The organism is Chitinophaga eiseniae (genome assembly GCF_012641265.1).
Classification (GTDB): Bacteria; Bacteroidota; Bacteroidia; order Chitinophagales; family Chitinophagaceae; genus Chitinophaga; species Chitinophaga eiseniae_A.
This window is the reverse complement of record NZ_JABAHZ010000004.1, coordinates 297685-310580: the sequence shown is the minus strand read 5'-3', so window position 1 is coordinate 310580 and position 12896 is coordinate 297685. Positions and strand designations below refer to the sequence as shown.

Annotated in this window: 9 protein-coding genes; 3 read left to right on the top strand and 6 right to left on the bottom strand. The window is 47.6% G+C overall.

Features of this window, described 5'->3' with window-relative positions; all coding sequences use genetic code 11:
* Nucleotides 1–217: 217 nt before the first annotated feature.
* Nucleotides 218–955: a hypothetical protein gene (locus HGH91_RS18345; RefSeq protein ID WP_168740260.1), complete on the top strand. Its 738-nt coding sequence runs from the start codon at nt 218–220 to the stop codon at nt 953–955.
* Nucleotides 956–958: 3 nt separating this feature from the next.
* Here HGH91_RS18345 and HGH91_RS18340 read toward each other — a convergent pair whose 3' ends face one another.
* The 3 genes from HGH91_RS18340 to HGH91_RS18330 are packed head-to-tail and all read right to left on the bottom strand — an operon-like array spanning nt 959 to nt 3717.
* On the bottom strand, nt 959–1654 hold the full coding sequence (locus tag HGH91_RS18340) for a LytR/AlgR family response regulator transcription factor (RefSeq protein WP_168740259.1): 696 nt from the start codon (nt 1652–1654) through the stop codon (nt 959–961).
* A gap of 4 nt (nt 1655–1658) precedes the next feature.
* Nucleotides 1659–2720, bottom strand: coding sequence for a sensor histidine kinase (locus HGH91_RS18335; RefSeq protein WP_168740258.1), 1062 nt, complete (start codon nt 2718–2720; stop codon nt 1659–1661).
* Complete coding sequence (locus HGH91_RS18330) at nt 2713–3717, bottom strand: histidine kinase (protein WP_168740257.1); 1005 nt, start codon at nt 3715–3717, stop codon at nt 2713–2715. The genes HGH91_RS18335 and HGH91_RS18330 overlap by 8 nt, the downstream gene beginning before the upstream one ends.
* A gap of 242 nt (nt 3718–3959) precedes the next feature.
* Between HGH91_RS18330 and HGH91_RS18325 the strand changes: the two genes are divergently transcribed.
* Together HGH91_RS18325 and HGH91_RS18320 are read left to right on the top strand one after the other, a co-directional pair.
* Nucleotides 3960–5201: a TlpA family protein disulfide reductase gene (locus HGH91_RS18325; RefSeq protein WP_168740256.1), complete on the top strand. Its 1242-nt coding sequence runs from the start codon at nt 3960–3962 to the stop codon at nt 5199–5201.
* Nucleotides 5202–5514: 313 nt separating this feature from the next.
* On the top strand, nt 5515–10959 hold the full coding sequence (locus tag HGH91_RS18320) for an Ig-like domain-containing protein (RefSeq protein ID WP_168740255.1): 5445 nt from the start codon (nt 5515–5517) through the stop codon (nt 10957–10959).
* Between the two features lie 65 nt (nt 10960–11024).
* Here HGH91_RS18320 and HGH91_RS18315 read toward each other — a convergent pair whose 3' ends face one another.
* The 3 genes from HGH91_RS18315 to HGH91_RS31410 are packed head-to-tail and all read right to left on the bottom strand — an operon-like array spanning nt 11025 to nt 12698.
* Nucleotides 11025–11615, bottom strand: coding sequence for a c-type cytochrome (locus HGH91_RS18315; RefSeq protein ID WP_168740254.1), 591 nt, complete (start codon nt 11613–11615; stop codon nt 11025–11027).
* A 44-nt stretch (nt 11616–11659) separates the two neighbouring features.
* On the bottom strand, nt 11660–12556 hold the full coding sequence (locus HGH91_RS18310; protein WP_168740253.1) for an NmrA/HSCARG family protein: 897 nt from the start codon (nt 12554–12556) through the stop codon (nt 11660–11662).
* 16 nt (nt 12557–12572) lie between these two features.
* Complete coding sequence (locus HGH91_RS31410) at nt 12573–12698, bottom strand: hypothetical protein (protein WP_262888329.1); 126 nt, start codon at nt 12696–12698, stop codon at nt 12573–12575.
* Between the last annotated feature and the right edge of the window lie 198 nt (nt 12699–12896).

Genomic DNA, 12896 nt, shown 5'->3' with positions numbered 1-12896 from the left:
TTTCATCCGTTCCTACTATCACAAAATCCATGCTTTATACCACAAAAGTAAAGATGAATGAATACCCGTATATAAGCAGCAATATTCATTTACATAGGTAACACTACCTATATGGCAACATTACCCAGGTAAATGAACACTATTACCTATGCGCCCTACCCTGTGCTATCCCTAGTTTTGTGTACGTTAATATTTTCGTTACACACAACAACAGGATATGAAAAAATTACTCATCATCGTCATGGCATTGCCACTGGCAGCCTGGCTGATGTCATTCAAAATCACAGGCAATAGTATTGTGGAAGAAATAGGGCTCACCGATAAGATGGCGGAAAAATATATCTGGGATAATTTCACACAGGGATATTTCAGCATCCCCGCTTTTAAAGCACTTGCCAAAGTAGCAGTGAGCGACCGGGCCGGCAAAGCAAAAGCCTATTGCGAATACCTGAAAGCGTATGTTAATTCGCCCACATTTAAGGAGCAATACGAAAAAGACCGGCAGCAACGGAAACCTACCACAGCGCCCGATCCCAACCTTCTGGCTTCGCGGCAGGAAATGAAAAAAACATATGTGGAAATGGTAGAAACGCTAAAGGAATCAATGAAAGAAACGTCTGGCGAGGTAAGGGAAGGCTATAAGAAAACAATCAGCGATTACCAGGCAGTGATAGCCGACCTCGATGATCCCAACCCGGAGCTGACCAAATGGCAAAAAGAATACCCTGCTTCTCCCAATATCAAAATAAAAGCAGGACTGATGAAGTTGCTGAACGAGATGAAAGAAGTAGACTTCGGCGCCTCGCTTAAAGATGGCGCCCGTAATAAGAAAGTATTTGTAAACCCCGAATACGAAAAGAAGCCTTACATCTGGAAAATGTGCTACCGTGCCGGCCCCGAGGCTACGCATACTGTACAGCAATTCTTTTTACAGTGGAGCAAGGAACTGAATTAATGCCTACCGCGGCATATTGATCACTTCCAGGAATTGTTTCACATAGGCGTCGCCGATAGGAATGCTGTGCGACCCGGTAAAAATACGTTGCCTTTCTATGCTGTCTATTTTATCCAGGGAGATAATATACGACTTATGTACCCTGAAAAACCGGAACGGCGCCAGGATTTCTTCGAAACTGCGCAGGTTCTGCAGGGTGAGTATTTTCTGGCGACTGGTTTGTATGGCTACATAATTACGAAGCGCTTCCACGAAGAGAATATCTTTCAGGTCTACACGCACAATACGCTTATCAGTGCGTACAAAAATATAGTCAGTGCCGGCGGGCTGAGATATGGCGGGTGTACTTTTTGCCAGCACCCGCTGTACTGCCCGTGCAAAGCGGTCGAACGACACCGGTTTGAGGAGATAATCTACCGCCTCCCGGTCAAATCCCTCCACGGCATACTCGTCGTACGCCGATACCATCACGATCTGTAAGCCCGGAGGCGCCAGCTGCATCAGTTCTATCCCGCTGAGTTCCTGCATCTGGATATCCAGGAATACTACGTCTACTTTCTCCTGCTTCAGAAACTGCAATGCTTCCAGCGGATGATGAAAGGTTTTCAACAGCTGAAGGTCCGGCGTTTTATTGATAAACGACACCAGTACCTGCGCCGCCAATGGTTCATCATCTACCACTATACACTTTAGAGCCATATCATTACCAGTTAATCACTAAGTTACTATAATATTCATTGCTTAAATCCCGGATCTCCAGCTGGTGACGCCCCGGGTAAATCAACTGCAGCCTCTTCCTCACATTATCCAACCCTATACCGCCGGTTTTATCCCGCTGATGCCCCGAAATATGATTGTGCACCCGGAATACCAATTGTTCCTCACTACACTCCAGCGTAATGGTAACGGGCATCTCCGACCGGTTACTCACTCCATGTTTAAAAGCATTTTCTACAAAGGGGACCAACAATAAAGGCGCTATCTGCTTATCTGGCAATTGGGCCGGGATATTAAATAATACGCCTGCCTCACAACCGGTACGGATACGCTGCAATGTTACAAAGTCTTCCAGGTAGCGGATTTCAGCAGCTACCGGTCCCCGGTAGTCGATATCGGAAGGTTGATCCACCATGTACGACAGGAGATCCGTCAGCGTTTTATTGGCCCTTACTACCTCCGGCGAACCCATCAGCGCCAGGGAGTAAATGCTGTTTAAACTGTTGATCAGGAAATGTGAATTTAACTGCATCTTCAGAAATCCAGATTCTGCCTGTAATTGCTGCTTTTGCAAGATGGCCCTGCGCCTGTCTTCTGCCAGCCACCATATAAAAAAACGATAGAAAAAAGCCGCCAACACCACCAATACCCCGCTCCATAAACTGCTGATAGTGTATTCTGTTACGGTGACGTATATATCTACCCGTTGCCTGTTTTCTATACGATACCCGCGGTATAGTACATCTTTCGGAAAACAACCAGCGGCAATGGCATATTTGATTATAATGAACCCGGCAAACACCGGTAGCAACCTCCCGGTAAAAGATTTCCAATTCCTGTTTTGCAGGAATGGGGTAACTACCCATCGCAGGTAAAGATAAAACTGCGCGAAGTTGATCAGGCCAAATAAACCATTGTTGATATTGATATAGTGCATGCTTGCTGCCGAATAACTTCTCAGCAACAAAAAGCTACCGATATACATCAGTAACATCCATACCAGCAGCAAGAGCAAAAATTCACGGATATGTATACGCGTTTTATGCATGGTCGGGAAACAGCGGAATATGTTGATGAATTTTTTTCTGATGGGGTATTTCGAGTGATAACGTTACCTCTTCTTCACTACAAGTTAATTCAATCGTAATAGTGCCGGCTACCTGCTGCCACTGCTGCAAACCGGCTTCCACGCATTGTTGTAGCCGCAGGCCCTCAATCGCTCCCTGGGGCGTTCCTGCTGTATGCAGTTGTATCCGTTGTTGAGGATGTAGTAAATTACGCAGCGCTATATAGCGTTCAAAGTGAGCTAATTCCTTTCTAAAGGGAACCCTTTCCTTCTCCAGGGCTTTATCATACAACATATATCGCAACAGGTCAGACAGGAGCAGAATCGCCTGGGTACCTTCCTGTTCCCGTTTTTGTCCGTCTTCCAGTACGGGTGTGAGTAGTTGCAGATTGTGCAACAACTGCCGGGATCCTTCCTGCATACGGTCGTACCGGGAGCGGGCCTGCGCGGCAGCTGTAGCCAGTATCCTGTCTTCCGGCTCGGTATTGCGCCATTGCAGGAAAAGCCGGTAGCCATAGGCCAGCAACGCCACTCCCAGACCGGTTCTGATGGTAAGCGGCAGGTATTCCCGGAAGGACATATAAGTTTTAGGCATGCCAGTTAAAGCAAACATCCCTTGCAATACCTCGTCGGGGAACAGGTAATAGCCCACGAGAAACTTAATAACCGCAAACAACAATATTACCACCAGCGTGCCTGCCACCGCTTTGGCGTATTGGCGCTGCTTTACCGGCGATGGTAACCAGGCAAACACCAACACGTAAAAAAGATGAAAATTGATAAATCCATAGGCGATATCGTGTACCAACACCCATTTCAGCCCCACAGCAGAAGGCCAGTTGACCCGCAACTGCGGAAACGTGTACAGTCCCAGTAACGCCATCCAGATGGCCAGATGTATAAAATAACGATATGATGATTTTAATAATATCATTGCTAACAGCGCTGAAGATACTATATGCCGCATAGGTTTCACCATAAAAACCCGCTTATTTTTTTCGTCCTTCCTATTAGCGGGTTCGTACTTTTAAAAAGGCAGGTCATACACAGGCAACTGCCTACAGTGGCGCGGCTCCACAGCTAACTGGCCTTAAATGCGTTCATCCCTTCCAAAAGGGAGAATGTACATAAACGTACCCGGTATGTCCATTATTCGTGGCGGGATATACCGGGAGCTGTATTTTGCTGCTACGTTCGTAATAACTTAAATCACTACCAATAATGAAGAAAGCAGTTCTTGCCTTGTCTATGCCACTGGCCATGCTGGCCACACCTGCCGCCCTGCTGGCACAGCAAAACAATGTGGTAAAATCCATTACCGTTCGCGGTAAAGTGGAATTTACAGATCCTAAAGTAACAGTCAACAAAGTATGGTTATCCAAGGATAACTTCAGCGGTAAGCCACAAGTGGTGGATTCCTGTGTACTGGGAAAAGGCAATACCTTCACTTTTAAAATCAAACAGGACCATCAGGGTATATATACCATCGATGCACTGCAATGGGACCACGCCACCTTCTGGAGCGATGCTGATGTAAAAGTGGAAATGAGGGGATATGATACCGCTTTCTATAAGGTAAAAATCCCACACTACAACTATGTAGATGGATCTTATGATAACAACTACATCAACCTGTCGGTACTAAATGGCGAATTGAGCTACCGCCGCATGATAGACGAATATAACATGGAGTATTACGCCAAAAAGTATGCAGATAAAGATACTACCTGGTTCGACTATATGAAAAATCATATCAAGTATAACCCTATGCGCGAAGATTATAACCAGCGGGAAGAAATACTGAACCGTGCCTATGCCGACAGACCCGTGATGGTATATGGTTTGCGTGGGATGGCCAGCACAGAATCTGCCGCCCAATACGACAAAGCCATGGCTGCATTGGAAAAACTGATTGCCCGCTATCCGTGGTTAACAGAAGCTAAACAGTTAAAGCAAACCATTATTACCAACCGCGCACAAGCTATGAAGCTGAAAACCGGGCAGCCCATGCCATCTGTGAAATACCCGGATGCCAATGGTTCACTCGCCGGACTGGAAAAATATAAAGGTAAATACCTGCTGGTAGATTTCTGGGCAAGCTGGTGCGGTCCTTGTCGCCAGGCTATTCCAAAAGTGAAAGAATTGTACGAAGCTTATCACGCTAAAGGCTTCGATGTGGTAAGCATCTCCATAGATACCGATAAAAACGCCTGGAGAAAAGCCATGAAAGAAGAAGAAATGCCCTGGGAACAACTGCTCAGCGACAACAAAGATAAAACGATGGAGCAGTTCCAGTTTTCCGGTATCCCTACCCTTTACCTCGTAGATACAGAAGGAAAAATTATGGAGCGTTTCACCGGCTTCGGTCCTGATACCGAAACTAAAATCAAAGACGTGATTTCCCGTGGCACCAAAGCCAGCGCCCCTAAAGCTACTGCGGCCATGTCTATGAGCAGCTTTTAATCCAGCAAAAACCAACCATTTATATAAAAGGACGTCTCAAAAATAAATGAGACGTCCTTTTTACGCTTTAAGTATACCCCAACTGATTTGGGCTGCCAACAGACCACCTTACTTATTCAAATCCTTTCCTATCAATACTTTCCCCCGTTTTAAAAATATTTCTCTGTTACAACTACGTAGTTTATTCTTCACAAACGTATTACTCTATCAGCTGTGCATAATGTGAAACAATGATGAATTGTGGCCCCCCGCCACCACCATAGAAACATCGACCAGGAGCATTTTAAAAAACCCTTATAATTCCGCTATGAACATGAAAAAGATCTGCTACACATTACTATTCACTATTTTTCACCTGGTGGTCTTGCAGGGCGTACGTGCGCAAACGTACACCTGGAACCAGGTCCGGATAGGCGGATCGGGTGCGCTGCCCTCTTTTGTACCGCACCCGAAAGTACCCGACCTCTATTTCATCACCACTGATGTAGGCACTCCTTACCGATGGAATAAGAACCTGCAGAGATGGGAGGATTTAATGTTGTTTAAAAAGATGCCTGTTAACTATTGGGGCTGGGAGTTTAGCCAGCGTTGCGGCAGTATTGGCGTAGATCCCAATGATTCTACCGGTAACATCCTGTATGCTACCGTAGAACACGTAGCCGGTTCCGGGCCCGGTAAAGGCACCAGCGCCGGCACTATCATGAAGAGTACTGACCGGGGCGATTCATGGACGGATTTGCATGTACCCATTTGGGTAAGGCCTAATAACACACAAGCTTATGGGGACCGTATACAGGTAGATCCTGCCAACAGTAACCGGGTATGGGTAGTAACAGACCAGAGTGGCGCCTGGAAATCGGAAGATGCCGGCGCCAGCTGGTCGCAGGTAAGTGCCATTGCCACATCAGGCGTCTGCTCTTTCCTGCTTTACGACAAAAGTGCAGGGACCATTGTCATTAATGGGGTAAATGTCAGCAAGCGGATTTATATTGGTCGTTCCAACGGCGTATACGTATCAGACGATGGCGGTGGCTCGTTCACCTTAATGAGCAATAGCCCTCAATATCCCATCCGGGCCACTATTCATGCCGATGGAACGCTGTATGTATCTGCCGGAGCCGAAGATTTGCCAAAGGGCGTTTTCAAGTATAAGAACAACACCTGGCAAGATATCTCTCCGGTAACTTTAGTACCCGATCCGGTTAAAAACGACAGGTTCTTCTCCAAAGTGGCCGTAAGTCCAGCCAATTCAGACTATATCATTGTAAGCACCCGTGGCTCCTGGCAAAAAGATCCCTATTATATTTCAAAGAACGGCGGCGCCCCGGGCTCTTATACACCGGGGGTCATCACCCGTGATAATTCAGAAGCGCCGCATTCGGCAAATGATGGTTTATCCTATAATGACCCCGGACATAACGCCCTCGCGTTTACCTGGGATCCTTTTTATCCCAACAGAGTATGGATCAACGACCTGTTGGATATACTTTCTACCGATAACATCTCCGATGCTGTTAATAACTGGAAGATACGTGTAGTAGGATTGGAAGAAATCATGGTAACAGGTCCTATGCTGTGTCCTCCCAGCGGCAAGAACGTGCTGCTCACCACTACGGCCGATGTGGGCGGCGGTCATCACCGTTCCCTGACGGAGCCGTTATACCAGGGTGCTGTTTCCAATACGGTGCTGCACAACAACGTCTTTAGCGCATTCAATATGAATGGCGTGGCTTTCCAATATACCGATCCTAATTTTGTGGTGCGCGCAGGCTCCGATGGCGCGAATACCTCCAACATCAGCGACTCGCGCTCGGGTTATTCCACCGACGGCGGCGATAGCTATACCCTCTTCCCAAAATCGCCGGGTTTACGCGGACGTATCGCCGTATCTGCCGATCGCCGGAATATTGTCTGGCTCACGCAAATGGATGGCAACAACCTGGGCAACGTTTATTGGTCGTCCGACCTGGGTACCAGCTGGACTAAATCCACCGGCCTTTCTTCCGGGATCTTACCCGCAGGCGGGCAGTGGATGGTATATCCCGGGGAAAACCACCTGGCCTCGGATAAAGTAAACGGCGACTATTTCTATGTATGGGACCGCGGCGCCTTTTTTGTCAGCTCCGATGGTGGAAAATCATTCGCGCAAACAGCTGCCGCCGGCCTTACTGCCAATGGTGGCAATAACACAAATGGTTCTGCTTACGCTACTACTTCCAACGTGGAAACAACGCCGGGGAAAACAGGGGATGTATGGATCGCCTATCACAATGAATCCTATCCTCAGAACAGCGCCCTTTACCATACCACAGACACCGGTAAAACATTCGTGAAGGTAGGCGGCGACAGTATCAAGCCTAAATGGATAGCAGCAACCATGTCCGACACCACCCCTACTGCGCACCTGGCTTTGTACGTGACCAGCCAGGCTATTCCGATCAATGGTGTTTACTACGGCGCCTTCCGATCAGATGATACCGGCCGTACCTGGACTACCATCTTAGACCGCTTACCAGGCGTGGCGCCCAGCATTGCTGCCGATAACAAAGGTAGAATGATAATTTCCGCCCACGGAAACGGTATCTACTTCGGTACACCGATAGCAGGCCCTGTACAGTCGGTCGAAATCATCAATCCCTCCTCAGATACCATCGTAAAAGGATACTCCATCAAACTGAATGCGAAGCTGACACCTGCCTATCCTACCAATCCATCCGTTACGTGGAGTTCTTCCGATACAGCGATAGCAAAAGTAGATCCCTTCGGAAACGTAAAGACCCTCAATGCAGGTACCGTTACGATCACACTTACATCCGTCGATGGTGGAAAAACAAATACGCGACAGCTGGTCGTCATTCCGCCCACGATATCTACCGGTGTTACCATCGACAGTATCGTATATGGTACCATGAATACGCCTAAACAGATAGCCGTTGCCGTTATACCCGCCAACACTACCAATAAAACCCTGCATTGGTCAATAGCGGATACCACAATTGCCAAAGCAGATGCCAGCGGCGTAATAACCGGCTTTAAGATAGGTACTACCACCCTCACTATTTCTGCGGCAGACGGCGGTTTCACTAAAACCGCACAGCTGGTGGTAAATACCACGGTGATTGCTATCAATGCGGGCACCACTGGTAACCCGGCAACACCTTATCAGAATACCAATGTGGGCCAATATGTACCTGAAGGCATTGCTGGTACAGATAAGCTATGGCACGCAGGATATACCGGCAATGTCAAAATCACCGCAACGGTAGATCTGACCCAGGTAACATCGCCGGCTCCCCGCCAGGTATATGAATACATGCGCATCTCCAGGTATAATCAAACACCGATGCGTTATTATTTCCGCAACCTGGTTCCCAATGCCAACTATTCCATACGGCTGCATTTCATTGAGCCCAGCGATGTGGATAAAACCAACCGGGTATTTAGCGTAAAAACCGGTGGCGATAGTCTCATCAACTTCAATCCTTACCAGGCGGCAGGTAATAAGCTGAATACCGTGATTACACGTACCCTGGAAGCCAAATCAGATAACCAGGGTTTACTGGCCGTGTTCTTTTATCCCAATGGCGTTATCAACGGTCCATACACCGCTTCTATAGCGGCCCTCGAGGCAAATATTATCCCGCTGCAGGGAATTAATATCTATTCAGATAGCAGCAATCTGTATGTGAGCTATAAAGACACGCTGAAACTCACGGTTACACCTGCCAATGCCACTAACCGGAATCTGGTATACAAATCTTCCAACGACTCCATTGCTACCGTAGACCTGAATGGAATCGTAACTGGAAAAAGAGCCGGCACGGTTACCATCACGGCTACCTCCGTAGAAAGTGGCTTCACTGCTGCCAAAACGTACCATGTCATCTATATACCGGTTACTACATTAACGTTAGATAGCACCTCCGCCAATGTATTTGTAGGATCGTCCCTGCAACTGAATGCGACCATCTCCCCGGCCAAAGCCAGCAATAAAGGCGTGATATGGACCTCTTCAGATACCGCGCTGGCTACCGTTAGTGCCACCGGGCTTATCAGTGGCATCAAACAGGGTGATGTGATCATCAAAGCTACATCGGCAGATAACCCGGCCATTGCGGCGCAGGCCAGTGTGCATGTAGCCAATGTACTGGCCACTGGTTTAACGTTCCAACCATCTCCGGTTATCATCGGGGAAAGAGATACGATACGGGTAAACGTTTCCTTTATACCCGCCAATACGTCCATCAAAACAGTAACCTGGAGCAGCTCCAATACAGCACTAGCTACTATCGACAGCGCCGGGTTGATTACTGCCATTAAACAGGGTACGCTTACTATTACCGCCAATACCGTTGACAGCTCCGGGGTTTCAGCTACATTACCGGTAACGGTGGTACCATATGATTCGTGCGGGGGTATCCCCAACTATGGCTTTGAAAGTGGTATGGTTAACTGGCTGACCTATAAAGACACCTCCCTCACTCCGGGTGCTGTATATGCCGTTAGTGGAAAAGGCCACTCCGGCGACAAGGCAGCCACCCTGGGTTATACGACCGCAAAAACCGCTTTAAACATACAAGGCGCCATACGGGTGAGAGGTGGTAGCATCATCGTATTTACCCAATGGATTAAGGTAGAAAAAGATGCCATGGGCTATCCGTGGTGGGCTGGATACGGCGTTGGTTTCATTGATAGCCTCGGTGCAGCAACAGGCAGTGCCAGTTACCAAAAACAGGTGGACAACGTAATAGCCTATCGCGACAACTGGGCGCAGATAAGAGATACCATCAATGTGCCCGACAGCGCCACCGGGCTTACTTACTGGATAGCTAAAACCGGTACCGGCACCGTATGGGTGGACGATTATTGTATAGAAGTTTTAAAGACCAATAAATCTGCTGTTTATGGTATCAATGCCGGTACCACCAACACGCCCCCTGGTCCGTATACCAATACCACCTTTGCGCAATATGTTCCTGAAGGTCCTACGGGCACAGATAAACTGTGGCATGCCGGTTATACCTGGGTGCAAAAAGTGGATGGCCCGATAGATGTATCTCATGTAATTGACCCTGCTCCACCACAGGTATACGAGTATATGCGCGTATTCAAAGATAACGTGACCCAAATGCGCTATTACCTGCGCGGCCTTACGCCTAATGCTGTTTATGCAATCCGCCTCCACTTCGTAGAACCACTGGATGCCCAGAAAAATAACAGGATATTCAGCGTAAAAGCCACCAATGGCCTCGACAGCCTGACGAACTTCAATGTATACCAGGCGGCAGGTAATAAGTTGAACACTGCTGTTATCAAAACCATCCGGGCAAGAGCCAACAGTGCAGGCCTGATACAGGTATTCTTCTATCCTAAAACAGGGCAGTATGATCCTTACAGCGGCTCTATTGCGGCTATCGAAGTGCGGAACACCTCTCCGGGAGATACCCTGCAAAGTCTGAGCGAAAGCCCCGGCACGATGGTAGTGGGCGATAACAAATTAAATACCCACCCTACACTGGATTTTACCGCCAGCGTATATCCAAATCCTTCTGGTGGCGCATTTAATGTAAGAATGACCTCTTCTTCGAAAGCCCCGGCGCTGCTGATGATTATTAACAACGCTGGCAACACCGTTTATTCTACCAGGATAAATGCCGGCGCCTACTATCAGCTTGGCCAAAACCTGACACCGGGTATTTATTATATCCATATCAGGCAGAGTACGCAAAGCAAAACGATCAAAGTAGTAAAACAATAATAGCCCAACATCAAAGAAGCTGTCCCAATTTACTTGAGACAGCTTCTTTCTTTTTAACCAATCCACTATTGAACTCCACCTGGAGGGATAGGGGCCGGTACCACGTTATCGACCGGCTTTATACTCTGGAGAAACGCGTAGATAGAAGACATATCTTCATCCGTGAGCTTACTGAAATTCTGCCAGGGCATAGGGGGTAGTAAAGGCCGGGAGTTATCGAGCCCTTTCAGTTTACCTTTCCTTAAAGCATTAATAAACTGTGCCTCGCTCCAGTTACCGATACCGCTGATATCGGGCGTAAGATTGGCTGCAAAGGACGTACCCCAGGGCCCTACTGCCTGTGTAAGGTCGCCATTGAAAAGTACCCAGCCTTTTCTAACCGCATCTGTATCTGATGCAATGGGCCGGCTGGCAGGGTAACCCGACAACCGGTGTTCTACATCCAGTTCAGGGCCGGTGGGGCCCATTTTCTTGGGCGAATGACAATCATCGCATCCCATCGTATTCACAAGATATTTGCCTCTTTCTACTTTTTGCTGAGGCGTAGTGGCTGGCATCTTACTTCCTGGTGCGTATCCCATATCGCAGGAAACAAGGGAGGTACTGAGCAGTAATAAAAATAACGCTGCTTTGTAATGGGGGGTAAATTGTTTCATATGGAGTTTTTAAATAGTGAAAAAGAGATAAAGGGATCTATATGCTATAATTTGATTTGGTCTTTGTGGGAAGCTAACCAGTCCTCAAATCCCTGCATTTTTGGATGCAGGCGGTAGCTTTCTATCAGCGCATTCCGTCTTCCCGGAATATGCAGCCGTTGCACTTCGAACATACCGGCCAGCTCTTTATCGCCAGGAAAGCCCAGTTCCGAGAATACCTCATAAGGGATATGATCATAACATACCTGTTGTCCGAGTACACGGGTCATTATTTCTGCGTAAGCGTCACACGGCTTGTCCTCTCCTACTACGCCCACTGTTCGCCCGATGTACTCCGCCGGGTGATCCAGTATAGCCGCTATGATCACGCCCAGGTCTTCTGCACTGACCATCGACAGCGGAGTATTACCCTGTGGGAATCCGAAATGGTAGTTGCCGTCCTCTTTTTTTTGCGGCGGGAAAAAGTTGATAAAGTTTTCGTAATAAAATGCCATGTGAATAAAAGTGGCGGGGATGCCCAAACTACGGCAATACTGTTCCAGCGCAGCCTTTCCATCGCAGTGCGGCACAGAATAAGCGCCGCTGCTAAGCTCATAATAACTGGGAAGTGTGCTAAAAATAAAGTGCCGGATACCCGATTGTTTCACAGCATCTACCAGGTTTTTTCCGTGTTGATTTTCTTCTTCAAAATGCTCCCAGAAACTGGTAACCCCAAATACCGCATAACAATCCTCCATGGCAGGCAACAGGCTTGCTTTATCAGCCAGGTCTCCTGCTACCAGCGTAGCACCCAGCTCTTTCAGCACCTGTGCTTTGTCTGACGTAATATCCCTGGTAAGACAACGAACGGTAAATTTTTCCTGGGCTAGTAAAGCGCGGGCTACACTGCTTCCCTGTGCGCCGGTAGCTCCGGTAACTAAAATAATTGGCTTTGTATTCATATGTTAAGTTTGAATGTTATAAAGAGATGTGGTAGGAATAAGCCACTGTTAAGGCGATCGTTAAAACGATAATGGCAAGCAGGAAAATAGCCACACAGATACGTAGCCACAGAATGTTTTTCCTTTCGGATAATGAAGACATACCTAATTTTTTTTGGATGTTAATAAAACGGATGAACGGGGCCCCGTGTGAAAAATAAATGAATCACCACAGGTATATCGCAAAGGTAAATCGTCGTGCAGGCGTTGTCTAAAGCCAATCGCATCAATCGCAATGGCTGATGTATGAATTGTATAAAAGTATGGATGAAAAGCTTGGGGCCCGATCAGGAATGAATAA

Bases quoted from the DNA above. Each gene is read 5' to 3' on its own strand.
- HGH91_RS18345 (WP_168740260.1), top strand. From the start codon at position 218: ATGAAAAAATTACTCATCATCGTCATGGCATTGCCACTGGCAGCCTGG.
- HGH91_RS18340 (WP_168740259.1), bottom strand. From the start codon at position 1,654: ATGGCTCTAAAGTGTATAGTGGTAGATGATGAACCATTGGCGGCGCAG.
- HGH91_RS18335 (WP_168740258.1), bottom strand. From the start codon at position 2,720: ATGCATAAAACGCGTATACATATCCGTGAATTTTTGCTCTTGCTGCTG.
- HGH91_RS18330 (WP_168740257.1), bottom strand. From the start codon at position 3,717: ATGGTGAAACCTATGCGGCATATAGTATCTTCAGCGCTGTTAGCAATG.
- HGH91_RS18325 (WP_168740256.1), top strand. From the start codon at position 3,960: ATGAAGAAAGCAGTTCTTGCCTTGTCTATGCCACTGGCCATGCTGGCC.
- HGH91_RS18320 (WP_168740255.1), top strand. From the start codon at position 5,515: ATGAAAAAGATCTGCTACACATTACTATTCACTATTTTTCACCTGGTG.
- HGH91_RS18315 (WP_168740254.1), bottom strand. From the start codon at position 11,615: ATGAAACAATTTACCCCCCATTACAAAGCAGCGTTATTTTTATTACTG.
- HGH91_RS18310 (WP_168740253.1), bottom strand. From the start codon at position 12,556: ATGAATACAAAGCCAATTATTTTAGTTACCGGAGCTACCGGCGCACAG.
- HGH91_RS31410 (WP_262888329.1), bottom strand. From the start codon at position 12,698: ATGTCTTCATTATCCGAAAGGAAAAACATTCTGTGGCTACGTATCTGT.